Origin of the sequence: Tropicimonas sp. TH_r6, from assembly GCF_033101155.1 — a bacterium.
Taxonomy (GTDB): domain Bacteria; phylum Pseudomonadota; class Alphaproteobacteria; order Rhodobacterales; family Rhodobacteraceae; genus Tropicimonas.
Genome location: NZ_JAWMPX010000004.1, coordinates 158,749 through 179,496 on the forward strand (window position 1 = coordinate 158,749; position 20,748 = coordinate 179,496).

The window sequence follows — 20,748 nt, forward strand, 5'->3', positions numbered from 1 at the left end:
GTGATGGATAATTGAGCGTAACATGAAAGCCCAACGAACCAAGCCCAGAAAGCCTGAAACGCGAATCCAGAAGCGCAACCACGAGGCGATCCTGGATGCGGCGCTGGAAGTCTTCTCCGCGCGCGGTTTTCGCGGCGCCACAGTGGACCAGATCGCGCAGGAAGCGGGGCTGTCGAAGCCGAATCTGCTCTATTACTTCCCCTCCAAGGAGGCGATGCATACCGCGCTCCTGACCGGGCTGCTCGACACCTGGCTGGACCCGCTTCGGGCGCTGGATGCCGGCGGCGAGCCGATCGAGGAAATCCTGACCTATGTGCGCCGCAAGCTCGAAATGAGCCGGCAGATGCCACGCGAGAGCCGGCTCTTCGCCAACGAGATCCTGCAAGGTGGACCGCGGCTGCATGGCGTGCTGGCCGATTACCTGAAGCCGCTGGTCGACGACAAGGCAGGGATCATCCGAACCTGGGTCGAGGAAGGCCGGATCGCACCGGTTCAGCCCTATCACCTGCTCTTCTCGGTCTGGTCGCTGACGCAGCATTACGCGGATTTTGACATCCAGGTTCGGACATTGCTGGCCGATGTGGAACCGGACCCGTTCCCGGAGGCAGAACGCTATCTTGTGTCGCTGTTCACGCGGATGCTTGCACCGGATGCGGGATAGACAGAGCGTGGGCGGCGCGCACAGCTCTGAGCCGTTTGCGGACATTGGGCCTGAGCGCTTAAAGGCACGGAAACAAGGCGACGCAGCCGCCCCAGCGCCCATAAAAAAAGCCGCGCACCTTTTGGCACGCGGCTGATTTCCAAATCGCCCTATGAGCCTATTCCGCAGCGCAGGTCGCGCCGGGATTGTTCGGATGTTCGGTCCAGTTCCCGTAGTCACCGACCTTTTCGCCTGTCCGTTCGTCCAGCTCCCCCTTCGACAGCTCGCGCATGGTGATGCAGTTCTCTACCGGACAGACACTGACGCAGAGATTGCAGGCCACGCATTCGCTGTCATCGACCTCGAAGACCCGCCCCTCCTTCATCAGGATCGCCTGATGCGAGGTGTCTTCGCAGGCCGCATAGCAACGACCGCACTTGATGCAGGCTTCCTGGTCGATCTCGGCCTTGGTGACATAGTTGAGGTTGAGATATTGCCAATCGGTGACATTCGGCACGGCCTTGCCGACAATCTCGGCGGTCGACGCATAGCCCTTCTCGTCCATCCAGTTCGACAGGCCGGCGATCATCTCTTCGACGATCCGGAACCCGTAGGTCATCACCGCCGTGCAGACCTGCACATTGCCCGCGCCAAGCGCCATGAACTCCGCCGCGTCGCGCCAGGTCGTCACCCCGCCAATGCCGGATATCGGCATACCCGCCGTCTCCGCATGGCGCGCGATCTCGGCCACCATGTTGAGCGCAATCGGCTTCACTGCCGGGCCGCAATAGCCGCCATGGGTGCCCTTGCCGTCGATCATCGGCTCCGGGCTCATCGCGTCGAGATCGACCGAGGTGATCGAATTGATCGTGTTGATCAGGCTGACCGCATCCGCCCCGCCCCGTTTCGCGGCCTCGGCCGGGTAGACGACATTGGTGATATTCGGCGTCAGCTTCACGATCACCGGCATGCGGGTGTTCTGTTTGCACCAGCGCGTGACCATCTCGATATATTCCGGCACCTGCCCGACCGCCGATCCCATGCCGCGCTCTGCCATCCCATGCGGGCAGCCGAAATTCAGCTCGATCCCGTCCGCGCCGGTCTCCTCGACCACCGGCAGGATCGCCTTCCAGGCCTCCTCTTCGCAGGGCACCATCAGCGAAACCACCATGGCACGATCCGGATAATCCCGCTTCACGGTTTTGATTTCCCGCAGGTTCTGCTGCAGCGGCCGGTCCGTGATAAGCTCGATATTGTTGAGCCCGAGCAGCCGCCGGTCGGCACCGAAGATCGCACCATAACGCGGGCCGGAGACATTCACCACCGGCGGCCCCTCGGAGCCCAGCGTCTTCCAGACCACGCCGCCCCAGCCCGCCTCGAAGGCGCGACGGACGTTGTATTCCTTGTCCGTCGGCGGCGCGGAGGCCAGCCAGAACGGGTTGGGCGACTTGATGCCGACGAATTCGCTCGCAAGATTTGCCATCTGTCGCTCTCCCTTACCCGGCCGCGCCGGTCAGCATTGCATGGATATCCTCGGCCGCGTCGCGCCCGTTGGCGACCGCCGTCACGGTGAGGTCATCGCCGCCTGAGGCGCAATCGCCCCCGGCCCAGACCCCGGAGATCGAACTGCGCCCGGCCGCGTCGACGACGATCTTGCCGCCCTTGGTCTCCAGCACGCCGGGAACGCCCTTGAGTGACTGGCCGATGGCCTTGAAGACCTGGTCGGCCTTGAGCGTGAAAGTCTCTTCGGAGAGATGGAACCCGGTTGCGCCATCCTCGGTATAGGCGAAAGTGACGGAAGAGATTGTCTTGCCGTCCTCACTGTTGAAGGCGACCGGCTGCGCATTGAGCACGATCTTGACGCCTTTCGCGGTGGCCAGTTCCTGTTCGAAGGTCGAGGCGGAGAGCCGGTCCCGGCCGCGCCGATAGACCATGGTCACATTCTCCGCGCCCAGCAGCTTCGACTGGATCGCCGCGTCCACCGCCGTCATGCCGCCGCCAATCACCACCACGTCGCGCCCGACAGGCAGGGTAGAGAGATCCTCGGCCTGCCGCAGATCGGCGATGAACTCGACCGCGTCGCGCACATGAGCATGTTCCTCGCCCTCGGTGCGCAATGCATTCACGCCAGCCAGCCCCATGCCGAGAAAGACCGCATCATACTCGTCCTGAAGCTCCTCCAGCAGCAGCCCCTCGCCGAGCTTCTCGCCATAGCGGATCTCGATCCCGCCCAGGCGCAGCAACCACTGCACTTCGGCCTCGGCGAAATTGTTCGGCGCCTTGTAGGCGGCGATGCCAAACTCGTTCAGCCCGCCCGCCTTCTTGCGCGCGTCATAGATCACCGTCGAGTGGCCCTTCAGCGCCAAACGGTGCGCACAAGCCAGCCCCGCCGGCCCGGCCCCGACAATCGCAACCCGCCGCCCCGTCGGCGTGGCGCGTTCGAAGGGATGCCCCTCCTGCGCCATCAGGTGATCTGTCGCGTAGCGCTGGAGCTGGCCGATCTCGACCGGCTTGGCTTCGGCCGTCTGGCGCACGCAGACCTCCTCGCAGAGCGTTTCGGTCGGGCAGACCCGCGCGCACATTCCGCCGAGAACATTCTGCTCGAAGATCGTTCGGGCGGCATTGTCCGGATCGCCCGACTGGATCTGTCGGATGAACATCGGGATGTCGATCTCGGTCGGGCAGGCGTCCATGCAGGGCGCATCGTGACAGAAATAGCAGCGATCCGCGGCCACACTTGCCTCATGCGCGTCGAGCGCCGGATGGAGATCGTCGAAATTGCTGCGGTAGGTGGCGTCGTCGAGCCGACCGGGCACGACACCCGGCGTTCTCTGGCTGTTTTGCATCGCGCAAACCCCTGCTGGAGACATTCTTGTTCTCGCCGAAGGCTGGCACAGCTCTCATTTTTTATCAAACGGTAAATTTTCTGCGAATTACGCCACCCGAAAACTTGACTGTTTTTTAGGCAACTCTGTCGAGTTCGAAGGCAGTTCACGGAGGTACAAAGGCCATTCGATGCGGATGCACGGACGCGCAGCGCTGGCCATTGCCGTCAATTCTCTGGGGGTAATCGGTGCAGGCGAAGGCGGACTAGGCGGAAGAATCCTGATGCAGTCAGCGCCCGTTCCCGAGTTCCGGCGCCAGACCGGACGTCTCCAGCATGTCGTCAGGTTCCACATGGATCGTCGTGCGAGCTTCCGGCAAATGCACGGCAATCTCTGCCTCGATGGCGTCACAGATCTCATGCGCCGCGCCGACCGTCATCTCCGTAGCGACAACCAGGTGGAACTCGATGAAGAGCACCTTGCCCGCACGCCGGGTCCGTAAGTCGTGAACCTGCAAGGCGCCATGACACGAGCTCCGCACGGCGTTCTCGATCACCTGGTGGTCGGAATCATGGGCGGCCGAATCCATCAGGTCGCCCGCCGAGGAGAAGATGACCTTCCAACCTTCGTACAGGATGTTCACCGCCACCAGCAGGGCGATGAGCGGATCGAGCAGCGCCCACCCTGTCAGGAGGACAAGGACGAGGCCGACAAGAACCCCCGCCGAGGTCCAGACATCCGTCATCAGGTGCCGCCCATTTGCGCTGAGCGCGGGCGAGCGGCGGCGCGTGCCGGCCGTGATCAGGACCCGGGCCCAGACCAGGTTGATCACCATGGCCACGGCATTCACCGCCAGCCCGAGCGGGCCGAGCCGCTCCAGGTCCGGTGAGAAGATCGCCCCCCCGGCCTCCTGCAGAATCAGGACAGCGGCCAGGACGATCAGGCTGCCTTCGGCAATCGCGGAGAGGTTCTCGGCCTTGTGATGTCCGAACGGGTGGCTCTTGTCGGCCGGACGGTCGGCAATGCGGATGGCGATCCAGGCAAGCAGCGCACCAGCGACATTGACGAAGGATTCCATCGCGTCGGAATACAGCGCCACAGCGCCCGTAAGTTGCCAGGCGGCGATCTTCAGCGCCAGCACGAACAGGGCCACGGCAAGCGACCCGAGTGCGAGGGTCTGGGAGGATTTCGACTGAACCATGGCCGCTCAATGCCGTGTTGCGCCGTGAGGGACCAGTGGAAACTGTTCCCTATTCGAGAAACCCGAGTTGCCGGAAGGAGGCGTCCTCTTCCTTGCCGATCACGACATGGTCGTGGATCGTGATTCCCACCGCGCGGCAGGCCTCGAAGATCCGGTCCGTCATGACAATGTCCTCGTTGGAGGGCGACGGGTCGCCCGAGGGGTGATTGTGGACCAGGATCAGCGCCGAAGCATTCAACTCCAACGCCCGTTTGACGATTTCGCGCGGGTAGACCGGCACGTGATCAACCGTCCCCTCGGCCTGCGCCTCATCGGCAATCAGGTTGTTCTTGCGATCGAGAAAGAGGACGCGGAACTGTTCGGTGTCGCGATGCGCCATCACGGTCTTGCAATAGTCCATCAGCGTGTCCCAGGAGGAGAGCACCTGGCGCTGCATCACCTTTGCCCGTGCCATGCGATGCGCGAAGGCCTCGGCCAGGCGGAGCTGGTAGTATACCTTGTGAGTCGCGCCTTCGACCTCCATCAAGCGGGGCTCCGGTGCGGCGATCACGCCGTTCAGATCGCCGAAGGTGGCCAGCAGGCGCTTGGCCAGCGGCTTCACATCGATGCGTCCAATAGCGTTGAAGAGCAGCATCTCCAGCAGCTCGTATTCCGGCATCGCCTCGTGCCCGCCCGAGAGAAACCGCTGCCGAAGCCGCTCGCGATGCCCCCAGTAATGCGGACGAAGCTTGCCGTCATCGCCCTCCACGAGGCCGCCACCGGCCGCAACCTCCGGCTTCAGACGCCCTGTCTGGCGATACCGCGGCTCTGCGGCAGGCCGCGTCTCGATGCCAGGAGGCGGAAGGCGCGCGTCGAGATCGTCCAGCCCCTGCATCGCGGCATCGGTGAAAGCGTTGCGAGACGCCCCTTCCGCGAAGCCCTCCCGCACAGCGCGCGCCGCAGGGTGGCCATAGGTCGGGCGCGGCCGCTTCGACCCCACCGTGCCCTTCGTCGCCTTGTCGCGCCCTGCAAGCCTGTCCCAGAAACCTGACATCGCGGGAGTGCCCCCTGCCGGTCGGACCGCCCATCGGCCTCACCTTCCCCGGCAACAGGGTTAATCAACGCTGAAGAGGTTAATAAATGGTTTGCCGATCTTCGGCGCGAGGCTCAGAATCCGCGATCCGCGATGACCCGCGCTAGGTCCCGAACAACTGTCGCCCGCGCGGCCGCAATCGCCGGCGCGCCGCCATCCGGCGTGAAGGGCGCGGACAGGTTGAACTCTCCCGAGCGGTCGCGCCCGCCATCCAGATGCGCCACAAAATACTGTCCGGAAATCCGGAACCGACCATCCGCCCCAGCCACCATCTCCTTGACCCGAACGACCAGCCGCGCCTGCGGCAGGTCCTCGAACGGCCATGGCTCGGCGGCAACCCGTGCTCCGCTCATGGTCGCAAGGTGATGGCTCAGTTCCATCGTCACCCCGCGTGCAGGATCATCGGCCCAGAGCGTCGCCGCATCGCTCGTCAGGGCGCCGTTCTCAGCCTCGCGCCAGATCTCCTCACTGCGCGCATAGGCCGGCAGAGACACTTCCCGCACCTCCAGCCTCGACAGACCGATGGCGATCCGCCCCCCCGAGGAGACAGGAGCCGCCGCGTAGCGAACGGTCGACGCTCCGCAAGATGCCAGCACGGCAATGAGAACAAATGTGGAAATGAATAGACGCATTGCCTGTCCGATCTGTCTGAATGCAGCGGGCGGAGCATACTCACCCCGGGCCGGGGAACAAGCCCGCCGCCGCGTCTTCGCATCGCTTTCCCGCATCGCACCTATTTCCCGGTCAGAAGCGCATTCGGCTTACGCTCCAGCGTCCGCATGAGCGACCGCACCGAATCCGCCGCCCGACTGACCTCCCGCAGGGTCTCCCGCGCCTCGCGGTTGAGCGCCCCACTGTCCGAAAGTCCGGCCAATGCCAGCTCGGCCTCGCGCAGAACCGCCTCCGTCCGGCGCACGAGGTCGGGCAGTTCGCTGGAGGCATCGGCCACCGCATCCGCTGCCTTCTCCGCCGAATCCAGCGCCGCGTTTACGCTCTCGACCGTGCCGCCTTCGCGCAGCTCGGCAACCGCCGTGCCAATCTCGTCCAGCGCCAACCGCAGGCTCTCGGGCAGCGCCCTGGCGGCTTCGGTCCCGATCACCGCCTCCGCACTGTCGAGCAGCGCGGTCACCTCGCTGGCCAGCGCATCGAGATCCATCGCGGCCGCCTGGGCCGTCAGCGCCCGGATATCCTCGACCAGCGCCGGAACATTCGCCGCCGCCTCGCTCAGATCCGCCGTCAGCTCGCTGACATTTTCCAGCGCCGCATTCGCATTCTCGATGGTGCCGCCCGACCGCAACTCGGACACCGCCGTCGCGACCTCGTCCACCGCCGTGCGCAGGCTCTCGGGCAGGGCTTGCGCCGCCTCCGTCGAAACCAGCTCGCGCGCCGAACCGATCAGCCCGGAAGCCTCGTCAACCATGCCGCCCAGCTCCAGTGACGCGATGTCTTCCGCCACCGCACTGATCTCGGCGACCAGCGCCGGCACACCCTCTGCCGCGGTTCCGATCTCCTGGGCGGCCTCCCCGGCCCGATCGATCGCCTCGACCAGCCTTGCGATTCCATCACGCTGCTCCAACTCTGCGAGCAAGCTCGAAATCTCCCCGGAGATGTCGTCCAGCCGTGCCGGCAACGCCTGAAATTGCTCGGAGCCAATCACACCCCGCACATCGCCAACCGCGCCGCGGACCTCCTCGACCGTCCCCCGAAGGTCTCCCGGAATGGCCTGGATATCGTCGCTCGCCACGAGGGCGGCAGCACCGTCGAGGAATGTCTTGGCGGAGTTCAGGATTTCCTCGATGGGCAGGTCGCCCACGCGCTGGATCAGCCCCTCCGCGGGATTGGCACCGCCCTCCAGATCCGCCTGGACCGAGGGGAAGATCGGGTAAGGATCGGCATCGCGCAGGAACTCGGCCGGCTCGGGATCCTCGATCTGGACCATCTCGATCCGCAGCGCATTGGAGAGCAAGCCCGCACGCGCCAGTCGCGCACGCCACCCTTCGGCCACTGCCTGCTCGAACAGGTCCAGAATCGCTGCGCTCTCGGCATCGGACGTGTCGCTGTCCGGGGCCGCGTCGAGCTTGTTCAGTTCGATCGAGAGCACCACGACCAGACGCACCCGCTCATCCCCGAACTGCTCCGGGTCGACCTGCCCTGTGATCCCCACGACTTCGCCGATCGGCAACCCGTTCAGCGTCACCTGCGCGCCGATATTCAGCCCGGTGACATTCTCGTCGAAGACCATCGAGAGCTCGAGCGTGCCCTCATCCGGACCGGTGCCCTCGAACAGGCTCTCCCGGGCATCGTCCAGGTTCTCGAACACGGCGAATCTCTGCCCTTCAAGGATCGGCTCGCCGCCGGAGACCACCGTCTCGAAGCTGACGCCGCCCGAGATCAGAGCCGCGACGCTTTCCACATCGACCGACGCACCACCAGCCCCGAGGTTGAAAGCGATCCCGGAGGCGTTCCAGAAACGTGACTGCGTTGTCAGAAGCGTGTCATGCGGGGCACTGATGAAGGCGTCGGCGGAAATGGTCACACCGTCATCCGACAGTGTCGGCTTGCCAAGTTGGCCAACCTCCAACCCCTTGAACAGGATCGGAGACCCTTCGCTCAAACCCTTGCCGGTGCGAGAAAAGAGCGTGATCTTCGTGCCCTCCTGGTCGGGCCGGGCGATTGGCCGCTCGGACAGGCCGTCGAAGTGCCGCGAGAGCCCCCCCGGGCTCCCGTCCCAGCTGCCCTCGATATAGACGCCGCTCAGCACCGTTTGCAGCCCTGACACGCCGCGCGCGGAAACCTCTGGCTGGACCACCCAGAATAGCGCCTCGGAATCGACGAAATTCGCGACATCCTTGTCGAGACGCAGATGGGCGATGACTTCGGAGAGGTCGTCAGAGAAGGTGATCTCCTCCACCACGCCGACCGAGAGCTCGCGATAGCGCAGCTGCGTTTGCTCGGCGACGATGCCGGACGCGTTCTCGAACCGGATCTCGATCAGCGGGCCACGTTCGGAATAGGCCTGCCAGGCAATGCCGAGCGCGATGGCCAGCGCGACAAGCGGTACAACCCAGACGATAGAGATGCGTTGCCGCAGGCTGCGCTTGGCCGGCTGGATGGGGGTGGGCGGGATCTGATCGGTCACGGGAGGCTGTCCTTCTGGGCGCCGCTCGGGGCTGGCGCAGGATCATTCGGGGAATCGGGGACAAGATCCGGGTCGAGGCTGTCCCAGATCAGGCGGCTGTCGAAGGAGCGCGCCGAGAGCATGGTGAAGACAACGGCGAGCGCGAAGGTCACCGCGGCCGGGCCGGGCTTGATGGAAACGACGATGGAGAGCTGGACCAGCGAGGAGAGCACCGCCACGACGAAGACATCGATCATCGACCAGCGGCCAACGAATTCGACCAACTCGTAGAGTCGCATGCGGCGAAGCCGGTCAGAGGGCCAGTTATGCTGGACCGAGAGGGCGAGATAGGCCACGGCGATGAACTTGGCCACGGGGATGCAGACCGAGGCCAGCAGGATGACAAGCGCCACGGGAACCGCGCCATGCATGGCCAGCAACACCGCCCCGCCGACGATCGTGTCGCCGGAAGTCTTCCCGAGCAGTGTCGTTTGCAGCATCGGGAAGAGATTGGCCGGGATGTAGCAGATCAACCCGACCCACCACCACGCCCAGACGCGCGAGAGCGAATGTCGGTCGCGCGACGCCAGCGCCGAGCCGCAGCGCGGACAGGTTTTTTGCTCGCCTGGCCAGACCCGGGCGCAATGGGTACAGGCGACAAGGCCGGCCTTGCGCGCCGTGTTCAGGGGCATTGAGAGGGCATCGTAGCTAGACATGCTTCGGCTCCCCCTCGGCATCGGCGGCAGGCGCGTGCCGTCCCCGCCCTTCCAGCGCCTGCCAGATCGACCAGCGGCAGAGGAACCCGTCCTGCAGGACGGTCACGATGACCAGCGCCGCGAAGAGCCAAAAGGCAGCCTGCAGCTCGACCCGCGCCATATCGGCCACCTTGACCAGCGCCACGCCGACCCCCAGCACGAAGATCTCGGCCATGGACCAGGGCCGCAACTCCTCGGAAAGACGGAAGGCGGTGCGGGCGCCTTGAAATGGTGGGCGATGGGCCAGCAGCGGCAGCAGCGCGAAGAGCAGCAACAGGGACCGGGCGACCGGCACGAAGATGATCAGCGAAAGTACGCCAAGGGCGAGGCCAAACATATGCACCCCGGAGAAGGAAAGGGCGGCATCGACGATGGAGGTCGAATGCGTGAGCCCACTCGCCTCGATCTTCAGGAAAGGCAGGAACATCGCCGTGCCGAGTAACATGAGAACGGTCAACGAGAGCGCCACGACTCGGGTGATCGCGCGACTTACCGGGGCGATGAGCACGTGATGGCAACGCTCGCACACGGCCCGCTCACCATTCTCCGGCTCCACGGCGCGGTACAGCGCGTCGCAGGAGGGGCAGGCGATCAGCTCGCTCAGATCTGTGTCGTCAGGCAAGGGCAATGGGCAGCTCGGGCGCGGTTTCGGACGGACGCAGACTAGCAGTCGGGACGGGGGGCGCAATGGCCGGCAGATCACGCGATGTTGGGGCCACCGGGGCCATGACCGCGGCCCCTTGGCGATTGACCTATCTCATGGCGAAAAACCCACCCATGTATTACCCTAAGTAAGCCGCTGCTGATGGAGGAGGAAAGCCGCGCGCAGCCGGCAGGGACTGGTGTTGAGAGCGCCGACAGGCCATCGCGGGTCACAGGCCCGGGATTGGTCAGGAGGCAGCAGATTCTTTCAGGAGGAGGACTCGACATGCGGCCCGAAAACCTCACGACAAGACCAAGAAAGGCGAGAGCGATGGTCCTTGGCATCCTTGCAATCGGCGCGATTTGCCTCGCACCGCAGGTCGGGCTTGCCGAAGAAGAACTCATCGGCTCCGACGAATACATGATCTCCTGCCTCGCCTGCCACGGTGTCGGCGGCAAGGGAAACGGCCCGATGGCCGAATACCTGACCGTGGACCCCACGGACCTGACGATGATCACGCGCGAGAATGACAACGTGTTCCCGCTCCTGGAGGTTTTCATGGTGATCGACGGCCGTTCGGTGATCGGCGCGCATGGCGTGCGCCAGACCGAAGGTTGGGAAATGCCGGTCTGGGGAACGCGCTACAGCGACGATATCGGCAACAAATACGGCCCCTATGGCGGCGAGCAGGCCGTCCGGGCGCGGATCCTAGAGCTGGTTTACTACATCCAGTCGATCCAGGAGCAGTGAGCCGGATGCTTGAACGGCCCGAAGCGGGCGCGCAAAGCTGTGCTCGCCTGCTCAGGGCGCGCGCGTCAGCAGGAATGCGAAACTCGGATCGCCAGCGATAAGGGCGTCGTGCCGTTGCACATCATATCCCGGCAACCTCTCCGCCAGCCAACCTGACAAGTCGTTGGCGTCGAAAAAGCTCCGGCGGGTTTCCGACCGCACTGCGCCACTGTCCCAGTCATAGGCCAGTGCAAGCTGGAGTCTGCTCACCTTTGGGCGCGCGCTCGCCTTGGGCGCGACGGCATCGGCGATCCTCCATTGGCCGGTGACCGCTCCTCCTCCAAACGCAAGAGTCTGTCCCGGCGCGACTGCCTCGCGGTCGAAGAAATCGACCAGAACGCGGGCGGGACGCCGTCGTTCCAGCGCGCGCGCGAACCGTTCGACACTCTCCGCATCCCAGAAAGCCGTGAGGCGGCCCGTCACCGCGACATCCACGGGGGCCACGGTTTCGAGGGTTTCGAAGACATCTGCGCAGACGAGCGATGTCAGCCCGGGGAAATCCCGCCGGGCCATGTCGAGAATTGCGGGGGAGATATCGACGAAGGTGACCGGGCGGTTGGCGGCAAGGCAAGCCGCTGTCTCAGGGAACCCGGCAAAAAGGAGAGGGCGCGGCGGGTCGAGGCAGGCCGCGATCCGCTCGGCCGAGCGGACGGCCTCATGGCACTGCGCATAGATCAGGTTCCAGTCGACCGCCCCGCTGTAGTCGTCCTCGATACGGGGCGGAGGCGTTGCCATGGCGTGTCAGGCGTTTTGTGCGAGCCGCTCTCCCGCCGTGACCGGGCAGTAGGAGACGTGTCCGGGCGCGATCTGTTCCGGGCCGGGGCGCTCGCCGGCGCAGCTCGCATTGGCCAGCGGGCAACGGGTGCGGAAGACGCAGCCCGAGGGCGGGCTGAGCGGGCTGGGCAGGTCGCCTTCGAGCACGGGGTGTTCGCGGGCAAGCTCCACCTTCGGATCCGGGATCGGCACGGCCTGGACCAGCGAGCGGGTATAGGGGTGCACGGGCGCGTCGATCAGCGTGTCGGCATCGGCGGTTTCCATCACCCGGCCGAGATACATCACCAGGATATTGTCGGAGATATGTTTCACCACCGAGAGGTCATGGGCGATGAAGATCAGCGACAGGCCGAGATCGCGCTGAAGTTCGGAGAGCAGGTTGATCACCTGCGCTTGCACCGAGACGTCGAGCGCGGAGACCGGCTCGTCGCAGATGACCAGCTCCGGGTTCAAGATCAGCGCGCGGGCAATGCCGATGCGCTGGCACTGGCCGCCGGAGAATTCATGCGGATAGCGGTTGATCAGGTTGGGCAGCAGCCCGACGCGCTCCATCAGCTCGCCAACGCGGCGCTTGACCTCCGCCTTCGGCGTCTGCGGCGCGTGGGTGATGAGCGGTTCGGCGATGATCTCGCCGACCTTCATGCGCGGGTTGAGCGCGGCAAGCGGGTCCTGAAACACCATCTGCGCGGCCTGCCGGTGCTCGCGGCGCTTGGTCGGGTCCATCTGCAGAAGGTCGTCGCCCTTCCACAGCACGCGCCCGCCGGAGGCCGGGACGGTGTTGATGATGGCGCGGGCGACGGTGGATTTTCCCGAGCCGGATTCGCCCACGATGCCCAGGGTCTCGCCCTTCTCAAGCTCGAAAGAGACACCGCCGACGGCGTGGAGCGGGATGGACGGGGTCCAGGGCCAGGCGCCGCGCGGGCGGATGTTGAAGGTGACCTGGAGGTCTTCGACTTTCAGGAGAGGCGTGCTCATGCGACTTCCTCCGGGGAACGGTGACAGGCGCGGACGCGGGTCTCGGAGAGACGTTCGAGCGACGGGGGCTCGGTCTTGCAGCGCTCCTCCGCCAGCGGGCAGCGCGGCTCGAAGGGGCAGCCGATGAAGCCTCTGAGCATGTCGGGCGGCTCGCCGGGGATGGTCGGCAGCGTGTCTTCCTTGCGGTCGAGCCGCGGGACGGCTTCGAGCAGGCCGAGCGTGTAGGGATGGGTCGGGGTAGCGAAGATCTCTTCGGTGGTGCCGCGCTCCATGATGCGGCCGCCATACATCACCATCGTGCGCTCGCAGGCGCCGGCGACGATGCCGAGATCATGGGTGATGAGGATCATCGCGGTGTTGAACTCTTCGCGAATATCCCTGAGCAGGTCCATGATCTGCGCCTGCACGGTCACGTCGAGCGCCGTGGTCGGCTCGTCGGCGATGATCAGGCGCGGGCGGCACAAGAGCGACATGGCGATCATGATCCGCTGGCGCATACCGCCGGAAAACTCATGCGGATACATGGTGATCCGCGCGGCGGCGTCGGGGATGCGGACAGCGTCGAGCATTCGGACGCATTCGGCGCGCGCCTCGCGGCGGGACATGCCGCGATGGAGCGTCAGCACCTCCTCCATCTGGTCCGAGACCTTCAGGAACGGATTGAGCGAGGTCATCGGATCCTGGAAGATCATCGCGATCTCGTCTGCCCGGATACGGTTCAGCTTCGCCTCGGGAAGGTTCAGGATCTCCTGCCCGTCCCATTTCACCGAGCCCGTGGCATGGCCATTGCGGGCCAGGAGGCCTATTGCGGCAAAGGCGGTCTGGGATTTCCCGGAACCGGATTCGCCCACGATGGCAAGCGTATCGCCTTCGCGAACGTTGAAGGAGACACCGTTGACGGCCGAAACGATGCCGTCATTGGTTTCGAACTTGACCGTGAGGTCCTTGATTTCAAGCAACGCCATGGATCAACGGTCCTTCGGGTCGAGCGCATCGCGCAGGCCATCGCCGACGAAGAAGAAGGCGAAGAGCGTGATGACGAAGAAGAAGAGCGGGAAGAGCAGCATCCAGAGCGTGCCATATTGCATCTGTTTCGCGCCCTCGGAGATCAGCGCGCCCCAGGAGGTGGCGGGCTCCTGCACGCCGAGGCCGAGGAAGGAGATGAAGCTCTCATAGATGATCATCGAGGGCACCAGCAGCGTGGCATAGACGATGACCACGCCGAGCAGGTTGGGCACGATATGGCGGCGGATAATGGTGCCGGGGCGGACGCCGATGGCATGGGCCGCCTCGACGAATTCCTTGTTCTTGATCGAGAGCGTCTGGCCGCGGGCGATCCGCGCCATGTCGAGCCAGGAGATCAACCCGATGCCGACAAAGAGCATCAGCACCGACCGCCCGAACACGACCAGAAGCAGGATCAGGACGAACATGTAGGGGATGGCGAGAAGCACATCGACGATCCGCATCATCACGTTGTCGACTCGCCCGCCATAATATCCGGCTGTGGCGCCATAGATCGTGCCGACGATGACGGCGATCAGCGCACCGATCAGCCCGACCATGAGCGAGATCTGCGTGCCCTGGATGGTGCGCGCGAAGAGATCGCGGCCCAGCTCGTCAGTGCCGAAATAATGGCCGGAAGAGAGGCTCGGCCGGCCCATCGTGTCGACATTGCCGAGCACGGCCCAGTCGACCTCTTCGTTGGACCAGGGCGCGATATACTGCCCGAAGGCGGCGAAGAGCCCGACGAGGATAAGGATGACCATTCCGCCCACGGCGGCACGGTTGCGGAAGAAGCGGATCCGGGCATCGGCCCAGAGCGAACGGCCTTCGATCTCCGCGCCGATCTGGGCGGTTTCGAGGTCCTTGGCTGTCTTGCGGCTGAGGATCATGTCTGGCTCGCCTCAGTAACGGATCTTCGGGTCGATCCATGCATAGATGATATCGACCGCGAGGTTGAAAAGAATGGTCAGCGCGCCGGTCAGGATGGTGATCCCCATGATCACCGAATAATCCCGGTTGAGCGCCGAATTGACGAAGAAGACGCCGATGCCGCCGGTGGAGAAATACATGTCCACCACGACCGAGCCGGTGATCATCGCCACGAAGGCCGGGCCGAGATAGGAAACGACCGGCAGCAGCGCGGGCTTGAGCGCGTGGCGGAAGATGACGCGGCGCATCGGCAGGCCCTTGGCGCGGGCGGTGCGGATATAGTTGGCGTTGAGCACTTCGAGCATGGACGACCGGGTCAGGCGCGCGATCGAGGCCATGAAGGAGGTCGAGAGCGCGATCACCGGCATAATGATGTATTCCCACTGCCCCCCTTGCCAGCCGCCGCCCGGCAGCCAGCCGAGCCAGAGCGTGAAGACCAGCACCAGGATCGGCGCCATCACGAAGTTCGGCAGGACCTGGGCGCCGATGGAAATGCCCACGGCGAGATAGTCGAGCCAGGAATTGTGATAGATCGCGGCCATGATGCCGAGGCTCATGCCCACCACCACAGCAACAACAAAGGACCAGAACCCATAGGTCAGCGTGACCGGGAAGCCCTGGGCGATGATGTCGTTCACCGTCTGGTCCTTGTACATGTAGGACGGCCCGAAATCGAAATGCACGACCACGTTGTAGACGTAGTTCCACATCTGCACGATCAGCGGCTGGTCCAGCCCGTATTTGGCGTTCAGGTTCGCCATGACCTCCGGCGGCAGCGCCCGGTCCTTGTCGAACGGACCACCGGGGGCGGCGTACATGATCAGGTAGGAGAAGACGACGAGGATCAGCAGGGTCGGGATGGCGATTGCCAGCCTGCGCGTGATGAATGAAAGCATGGGGGGGCCTGATAAAGGGTCGGGCGCGCGAGGGAAAGCCCCCGCGCGCCCGAGTTACGGACGCTTACTCGGCAACGCGGTAGAAGTCTTTGGAGTACCAGTTGTTTTCGGCGTTGTTATACGGCCAGCCCTTGATGTCCGAGGACAGCAGGAAGGTGTTGGCATAGTGGTAGATCGGCGCGATGGCCGATTCGTCGGCCACGATCTGCTCGGCCTTGGTGTACATCTCGTTCGGGTTGTCCGAGGTCTTCGATGCAGCCATCAGCTCGTCATATTCGGCATTGGAGAACTTGCCGTCATTGGAGCCGTGGGTGGTGGTGAGCAGGTCGAGGAAGGTCGACGCTTCGTTGTAGTCGGCGCACCAGGCGGAACGGGCGACATCGAACTGGCCGTCACGACGGACGTTCAGATAGGTCTTCCATTCCATGTTCTCGAGCGTGGTCGAAACACCAAGCTTCTGCTTCCACATCTGAGAGACGATCGTGGCGATCTGCTTGTGGCTCTCGGAGGTGTTGTAGATCAGCTTGAGATCGAGATCCTTGACGCCGGACTCTTCCATCAGCTTCTTGGCTTCCGCGTCCCGATCGGCCTGTGTCATGCCAGCAAAATCGATCTCCGGCATCTCGAAACCGGCGGTCTTCAGGTGCGCGAAGTTATAGGCCGGCCACTGGCCACCCTTCAGGATCTGGTTCACGATCACGTCGCGGTCGATGGCCAGCGTGAGAGCCCGGCGGACGCGCGGGTCCTGGATCTCGGGCTTGGCATCGGGGCGCAGGTTGAAGGCGTAGTAATAGGAACACAGACGCGGAACCGAGGAGGCCTCATCCGGCATCTCTTCCTTCAGCGCGGGGTATTGCCCCGGCGGCAGCGGCTCAAGGTGGTCGATCTCGCCAGCCTTGTAGCGGGTCAGGGCCTGGTTCACGTCGTTGATGACGTAGCCGGTGGTCTTCTCGATGATGACGCTGTCGGCGTTCCAGTACGTGTCGCTCTTCTCGCGGGTGTGGTACTCGTTCAGCACCATCGCGGTCAGGTTATAAGCGCCGTTATTGACCATGTTCTCCGGGTCGGTCCACTTGGCGCCGAACTCCTCGACGGTCGCCTGATGGACCGGGGAAAGCGTGGCATAGGTGGTCATTGCCGGGAAATAGGGCAGCGGCTGGGTCAGCTGCACTTCCAGCGTCTTGTCGTCGATGGCCTTCACGCCAAGCTCGGACGGGTCCATCTCGCCGGCGACGATCTCCTTGGCATTCACCATCGAGGTCAGCTCCACATACCAGGCATAGGGCGAGGCCGTCTCGGGGTTCGCGGCGCGCTGCCAGGCATAGACGAAGTCCTGCGCGGTGACCGGGTCGCCATTGGACCATTTCGCGTCACGCAGGTGGAATGTGTAGGTCATGTTGCCGTTGGAGGCTTCATAGCTCTCGGCAATGCCGGGGATCAGGTTGCCGTCGGCGTCCTGGATCATCAGGCCTTCGAAGAGGTCGCGGATCACGTGCGAGCCAGCGGTTTCCTCGTTCAACTGCGGGTCCAGTGTCGGGAACTGGTCGAGCAGGCGATAGGAAAAGGTCTGGTTGTCGGACAGCTTCTCACCGGTCACCGGATGGGTGCCCTCGGCCAGCGACGCGGTCGCAAGGACAGCCGTCGCGGCGGTGAGTGTGAGCATTGCCTTGAGGTTCATGTACAGTCTCCCTGTTTATGGCGACATAGGTCCGGGCTTGCACCTCCAGACCAGTCTGGGAGCACTATGACCGCGCGGACCAATGGGCGCCAATATTTTCTGATGAACGGGAGCCACAAGAGTGACGTTGCGGAAACTCACGCCGCGCGCAGTGAATTCAACGGCTTCCCGAATGCGACACCAAAGCGCTTCAAAGTCCAGTCACGGGACTGCGCCACAATGCCCGAATCAGTCAACCGGACTGACGCTCGGAGAACAGGAATTGCATCAGAGCGAGTTCCTCGGCGCCATAGAAGACCTCGTCGTCAAGCCCATCGGTCAGGTCGGCTGACCCAGTCAAAAAAAGCGCCGCCGAGCGCCCCGTCGCCTCGTTGTGCCAGACCCCGCCAGTGAAACCGAGCGCATGTCCGGCATGGCCGATCAACGGCCCGGGGAGGCGCGGTTCCGCGCGATAGATGGTCAGGCCAAGCCCGAACTCGCCGAAATGGCCGTCACAATCAGAGCCGTTCGGCGCAGTGGGGTCGAATTTCCACTGGGTTTCCCGCTGCAACGTCCCGGCCGGGCTTTCATCGCCCAGCAGCCGCGCCAGCCGCGCCGCTTCGATCACGCTCATCCGCAGCCCGGCATGGGGCGAGAAAAGCAGCGTGTCACGGACCGGCACATAGTCGGCAAAGGCAAAGCCGCGTCCATCGCCCCAGACGATATCAGCTCCCCAATCGGCCATCTCCGGTTCGGTCTGCCGCTCCAACCGGTCGCCATAACGCTGATAGATCGGCAGGCGGCACGCGCGCTCTTCGACGGAGACGCCTGCCCAGTTGAACCCGCCTCCGATCCCGGCCGGGTCGAACACGTAGCGCCGCGCCAGCAGGTCGAACCGCTCCCCTGTCACGGCCTCAAGCACCGCCCCGGCGAGCACGAAGTTGAGGTTGCAATAGCGAAACCAGCGCCCCGGCCCCTGCCCGGACCCGATCTCGTCGGCACGCGCCTCGATGAACGCCATCGGGCTTTGCGGGCGCTCGAAGATATAGCCGGCCGCATCGGTCAAGCCGGAGAGATGGGTGAGCAGGTGCCGCAGGCTGACGCCATGCATCAGCGCCGGAGCATCCGGCCAGTCGAGCAGCGCACGGACCTCCGCATCGAGATCGAGCACGCCCTCAACGGCCAGTGCGCAAGCAATCCGCGCCGTCGCCGCCTTGGAAATCGAGGCCATGCGCATCCGGATCCGGGGAGCGTCGAGACAGCCGGGATCGGTGGCGCTGGCGGGGTGAACCTGTCCGGTGACATAGGCCTGCTCGGACCCGTCGCTCTCGATCACGCACATCCCACCGCCGAGGAACGCGCCCGCTTCAACGGCGGCGTCTACCGCTTGCGCATAGCGTTCGATCATCCCCCTGCCCTTTCGCGTCAATAGACCGGCGCACCGTCGCGCCAGACCGAGGCCAGCCGCCCCGTTGGGTCGAGATGGACGAGATCGGCCGGGTGGCCCGGCTTGAGCCAGCCATGCCGCCTCCCAAGCCCGGCCACCGCCGCCGGAATGGAACTGGCCATGGAAAGCGCGATCTCCGCCGGCAGGCCAAGCTGCCCGGTCAGGTTCCGCACCGCCCCGGGCAGGTCGAGATCGGCCCCGGCCAGCGTCCCGTCAGCCAGTGTAAGCCGCCCGTCCCGACGCAGGATCTCGCGGCCATTGAGCTCGAACCGCTCGGCCTCGATACCCGCCACAGCCATGGCGTCGGAGACAAGGAAGATCCGCCCCGGCCCAACCTTGCCCCGCAGGGCAGAGGCGATGCTGGCCGGGTGGACATGGATCATATCCGCGATCAGCCCGGCCGAAAGCGCCCCGCAATCCAGCGCCGCGCCGACAAGCCCGGGCGCGCGGCCGGTCATCTGGCTCATGGCGTTGAAAAGATGAGTGACAGCGCTCGCCCCGGCCTCGACCGCCTCGAGGCACATATCGTACTCCGCGTCCGAATGGCCCAGCGAGACCACGGCCCCTGCCCCGGTCAGCGCGGCAATTTCCTCTGGCGAGACGACCTCGGGCGCGACGGTCAGCAGGAGCGCCGGCAACGTCTCGGCCGCCCGCGCAAGCATTTCCAGATCGTCATTGTCCATCGGCCGCAGGAACTCTGCCGCATGCGCCCCCTTTCGGGTTGCGGCAAGATGCGGCCCTTCGAGATGCAGCCCCGCGATCCCCGGCACGCCCGCCTCCACCGCGGCGCGCACCGCCTCGATCGCGGCCCGCGTCTTCTCGCGGCTGTCGGAAATCAGCGTCGGCAGGATCGCCGTCGCGCCAAGCCGTCCGTGGGTTGCCGCCATCGTCTCCAGCGTCCCGATGTTCGGCGCCTCGTTGAACATCACCCCGCCGCCGCCATTGACCTGCAGGTCGACGAATCCCGGCGCCAGCGTGCCTGCGCCGAAATCGACGCACTCGACCTCCATCGGCACCGCTCCGGCGGGGATCACATCAACCACGATTCCGCCCGAAACCAGCAGTGCATGCTCGCGCTGCAGCACCCGCCCGTCGAAGATATCGGCGCCGATATAGGCGGTGATGGCTGTGTTCATCGGATCCCGATCCTGTTTCTTGCCGGCGCGGTGGAGCGCCCATGCCCCTTCTCTGCGCCGCCGCGCCCCGGATTGGAAGAGGCTTAGAGGGTTGGGTGAATCCCGATCACCGGACCATGCGCGAGGAGAAGCAGCCCATAGACCGCCGCACCAGCCGCCAAGCGCAGCAGCCCGGCCCGTGTTGGGCGGATCGCAGGCGTGCCGCTGGCCAGACGGCGCCATTCCTCCGCCCCCATCTCGCGTCTCTTGCGCCGGTCGATCAGCCGCATGCCGAGCAGGCAGAAACCGGCAAAGAGTCCGAAGAGCAGCACATGGGCAAGCTGGCCATTGGGCAGCAAATGCCCGACAGACCAGAGCAGAAGCGCGACAAGCAGCGGATGCCGGGCCCATCCGACAATGCCGGGCGCAGCCGGGTCGAAATCCTCATTGCGCGCGCCACCGAATGAGAGCGGGTTGGGCCGCCCGATGGCCAGCGCGGCCAGTACAGTGGCCAGCGCCATGGCGGTGAAGGTGGCGTGGTTCTGCCAGGGTGCCCAATCCCAGAGCATGACCACCGGCGCTCGCCCCGCGGCACCGATCAGCCAGACGAGGGCCACCAGCGACAGCGCCGAATAGGCCAGCGTGAAGCCGCTCGCCCCAAGCCGCGCCACCAGCGCCGCCTTGACCGGCGGACGCACCGGGATCGAATGCGAGACGAGGAAGAAGACGAGGGCAGCGAGAAATTCGCCCCAGCCGGATGGCATCATGATCTGAGCTCCTGTTCGGCGTCGGCTTAGAAGAGCCGGCCACGCGGGGCAAGCCCGCAGAAACCCGGTCCGGGAGCGCCTCCGTTCTTGGCCCCCGCCCGGAGCCTGTGCATAAGGAGCGCAGGTCGTCATTTCGGAG

At 64.8% G+C, this 20,748-nt stretch carries 19 protein-coding genes; 2 read left to right on the forward strand and 17 right to left on the reverse strand.

The window, feature by feature from the left end; all coding sequences use genetic code 11:
* Window positions 1–22: 22 nt before the first annotated feature.
* The gene (locus R3X27_RS06280; RefSeq protein ID WP_317707976.1) at window positions 23–661 is read left to right on the forward strand and encodes a TetR family transcriptional regulator C-terminal domain-containing protein; all 639 of its coding nucleotides are present in this window, start codon (window positions 23–25) and stop codon (window positions 659–661) included.
* A gap of 157 nt (window positions 662–818) precedes the next feature.
* Here the strand turns inward: R3X27_RS06280 and preA are convergent, their stop codons facing one another.
* From preA to R3X27_RS06320, 8 genes are all read right to left on the reverse strand, one after another.
* Window positions 819–2,123 (reverse strand): NAD-dependent dihydropyrimidine dehydrogenase subunit PreA, encoded by a 1,305-nt coding sequence (preA, locus tag R3X27_RS06285; RefSeq protein WP_317707977.1) that lies wholly within the window; start codon window positions 2,121–2,123, stop codon window positions 819–821.
* A gap of 13 nt (window positions 2,124–2,136) precedes the next feature.
* Entirely contained in the window at window positions 2,137–3,486 is a 1,350-nt protein-coding gene (locus tag R3X27_RS06290; protein ID WP_317707978.1) for an NAD(P)-dependent oxidoreductase, read from the reverse strand.
* A gap of 268 nt (window positions 3,487–3,754) precedes the next feature.
* The gene (locus tag R3X27_RS06295; protein WP_317707979.1) at window positions 3,755–4,666 is read right to left on the reverse strand and encodes a cation diffusion facilitator family transporter; all 912 of its coding nucleotides are present in this window, start codon (window positions 4,664–4,666) and stop codon (window positions 3,755–3,757) included.
* 49 nt (window positions 4,667–4,715) lie between these two features.
* Complete coding sequence (radC, locus tag R3X27_RS06300; RefSeq protein ID WP_317708059.1) at window positions 4,716–5,540, reverse strand: RadC family protein; 825 nt, start codon at window positions 5,538–5,540, stop codon at window positions 4,716–4,718.
* 272 nt (window positions 5,541–5,812) lie between these two features.
* Complete coding sequence (locus R3X27_RS06305) at window positions 5,813–6,370, reverse strand: membrane integrity-associated transporter subunit PqiC (RefSeq protein ID WP_317707980.1); 558 nt, start codon at window positions 6,368–6,370, stop codon at window positions 5,813–5,815.
* A gap of 101 nt (window positions 6,371–6,471) precedes the next feature.
* Entirely contained in the window at window positions 6,472–8,877 is a 2,406-nt protein-coding gene (locus R3X27_RS06310; protein ID WP_317707981.1) for an MlaD family protein, read from the reverse strand.
* Complete coding sequence (locus R3X27_RS06315) at window positions 8,874–9,572, reverse strand: paraquat-inducible protein A (protein WP_317707982.1); 699 nt, start codon at window positions 9,570–9,572, stop codon at window positions 8,874–8,876. Before R3X27_RS06315 ends, R3X27_RS06310 begins: the two co-directional genes overlap by 4 nt.
* Window positions 9,565–10,233 (reverse strand): paraquat-inducible protein A, encoded by a 669-nt coding sequence (locus R3X27_RS06320; protein WP_317707983.1) that lies wholly within the window; start codon window positions 10,231–10,233, stop codon window positions 9,565–9,567. The genes R3X27_RS06315 and R3X27_RS06320 overlap by 8 nt, the downstream gene beginning before the upstream one ends.
* 351 nt (window positions 10,234–10,584) lie before the next feature.
* Here R3X27_RS06320 and R3X27_RS06325 point away from each other — a divergent pair, with 351 nt between their 5' ends.
* A complete protein-coding gene (locus R3X27_RS06325; protein ID WP_317707984.1) occupies window positions 10,585–11,004 on the forward strand; it encodes a cytochrome c in 420 nt (139 codons plus the stop codon).
* Between the two features lie 51 nt (window positions 11,005–11,055).
* Here R3X27_RS06325 and R3X27_RS06330 read toward each other — a convergent pair whose 3' ends face one another.
* The 9 genes from R3X27_RS06330 to R3X27_RS06370 all read right to left on the reverse strand — a co-directional run bounded on the left by R3X27_RS06330 (window position 11,056) and on the right by R3X27_RS06370 (window position 20,609).
* A complete protein-coding gene (locus R3X27_RS06330) occupies window positions 11,056–11,778 on the reverse strand; it encodes a hypothetical protein (protein ID WP_317707985.1) in 723 nt (240 codons plus the stop codon).
* A gap of 6 nt (window positions 11,779–11,784) precedes the next feature.
* On the reverse strand, window positions 11,785–12,792 hold the full coding sequence (locus tag R3X27_RS06335; protein ID WP_317707986.1) for an oligopeptide/dipeptide ABC transporter ATP-binding protein: 1,008 nt from the start codon (window positions 12,790–12,792) through the stop codon (window positions 11,785–11,787).
* Complete coding sequence (locus R3X27_RS06340) at window positions 12,789–13,757, reverse strand: oligopeptide/dipeptide ABC transporter ATP-binding protein (protein WP_317707987.1); 969 nt, start codon at window positions 13,755–13,757, stop codon at window positions 12,789–12,791. The genes R3X27_RS06335 and R3X27_RS06340 overlap by 4 nt, the downstream gene beginning before the upstream one ends.
* 3 nt (window positions 13,758–13,760) lie before the next feature.
* A complete protein-coding gene (locus tag R3X27_RS06345) occupies window positions 13,761–14,687 on the reverse strand; it encodes an ABC transporter permease subunit (protein ID WP_317707988.1) in 927 nt (308 codons plus the stop codon).
* A 12-nt stretch (window positions 14,688–14,699) separates the two neighbouring features.
* Window positions 14,700–15,623, reverse strand: a complete 924-nt coding sequence (gene oppB, locus R3X27_RS06350; protein WP_317707989.1) for an oligopeptide ABC transporter permease OppB — start codon at window positions 15,621–15,623, stop codon at window positions 14,700–14,702.
* 64 nt (window positions 15,624–15,687) lie between these two features.
* Window positions 15,688–17,301, reverse strand: a complete 1,614-nt coding sequence (locus R3X27_RS06355; protein ID WP_317707990.1) for a peptide ABC transporter substrate-binding protein — start codon at window positions 17,299–17,301, stop codon at window positions 15,688–15,690.
* Window positions 17,302–17,533: 232 nt separating this feature from the next.
* Entirely contained in the window at window positions 17,534–18,688 is a 1,155-nt protein-coding gene (locus tag R3X27_RS06360; protein WP_317707991.1) for a serine hydrolase domain-containing protein, read from the reverse strand.
* Between the two features lie 17 nt (window positions 18,689–18,705).
* Entirely contained in the window at window positions 18,706–19,863 is a 1,158-nt protein-coding gene (gene nagA / locus R3X27_RS06365) for an N-acetylglucosamine-6-phosphate deacetylase (RefSeq protein WP_317707992.1), read from the reverse strand.
* Window positions 19,864–19,946: 83 nt separating this feature from the next.
* Window positions 19,947–20,609, reverse strand: coding sequence for an NnrU family protein (locus tag R3X27_RS06370; RefSeq protein ID WP_317707993.1), 663 nt, complete (start codon window positions 20,607–20,609; stop codon window positions 19,947–19,949).
* Window positions 20,610–20,748 lie beyond the last annotated feature (139 nt).

Excerpts from the sequence above, each read along its gene's own strand:
- R3X27_RS06280 (WP_317707976.1), top strand. The coding sequence starts at position 23 with ATGAAAGCCCAACGAACCAAGCCCAGAAAGCCTGAAACGCGAATCCAG.
- preA (WP_317707977.1), bottom strand. The coding sequence starts at position 2,123 with ATGGCAAATCTTGCGAGCGAATTCGTCGGCATCAAGTCGCCCAACCCG.
- R3X27_RS06290 (WP_317707978.1), bottom strand. The coding sequence starts at position 3,486 with ATGCAAAACAGCCAGAGAACGCCGGGTGTCGTGCCCGGTCGGCTCGAC.
- R3X27_RS06295 (WP_317707979.1), bottom strand. The coding sequence starts at position 4,666 with ATGGTTCAGTCGAAATCCTCCCAGACCCTCGCACTCGGGTCGCTTGCC.
- radC (WP_317708059.1), bottom strand. The coding sequence starts at position 5,540 with ATGCAGGGGCTGGACGATCTCGACGCGCGCCTTCCGCCTCCTGGCATC.
- R3X27_RS06305 (WP_317707980.1), bottom strand. The coding sequence starts at position 6,370 with ATGCGTCTATTCATTTCCACATTTGTTCTCATTGCCGTGCTGGCATCT.
- R3X27_RS06315 (WP_317707982.1), bottom strand. The coding sequence starts at position 9,572 with ATGTCTAGCTACGATGCCCTCTCAATGCCCCTGAACACGGCGCGCAAG.
- R3X27_RS06325 (WP_317707984.1), top strand. The coding sequence starts at position 10,585 with ATGGTCCTTGGCATCCTTGCAATCGGCGCGATTTGCCTCGCACCGCAG.
- R3X27_RS06330 (WP_317707985.1), bottom strand. The coding sequence starts at position 11,778 with ATGGCAACGCCTCCGCCCCGTATCGAGGACGACTACAGCGGGGCGGTC.
- R3X27_RS06335 (WP_317707986.1), bottom strand. The coding sequence starts at position 12,792 with ATGAGCACGCCTCTCCTGAAAGTCGAAGACCTCCAGGTCACCTTCAAC.
- R3X27_RS06340 (WP_317707987.1), bottom strand. The coding sequence starts at position 13,757 with ATGGCGTTGCTTGAAATCAAGGACCTCACGGTCAAGTTCGAAACCAAT.
- R3X27_RS06345 (WP_317707988.1), bottom strand. The coding sequence starts at position 14,687 with ATGATCCTCAGCCGCAAGACAGCCAAGGACCTCGAAACCGCCCAGATC.
- oppB (WP_317707989.1), bottom strand. The coding sequence starts at position 15,623 with ATGCTTTCATTCATCACGCGCAGGCTGGCAATCGCCATCCCGACCCTG.
- R3X27_RS06355 (WP_317707990.1), bottom strand. The coding sequence starts at position 17,301 with ATGAACCTCAAGGCAATGCTCACACTCACCGCCGCGACGGCTGTCCTT.
- R3X27_RS06360 (WP_317707991.1), bottom strand. The coding sequence starts at position 18,688 with ATGATCGAACGCTATGCGCAAGCGGTAGACGCCGCCGTTGAAGCGGGC.
- nagA (WP_317707992.1), bottom strand. The coding sequence starts at position 19,863 with ATGAACACAGCCATCACCGCCTATATCGGCGCCGATATCTTCGACGGG.
- R3X27_RS06370 (WP_317707993.1), bottom strand. The coding sequence starts at position 20,609 with ATGATGCCATCCGGCTGGGGCGAATTTCTCGCTGCCCTCGTCTTCTTC.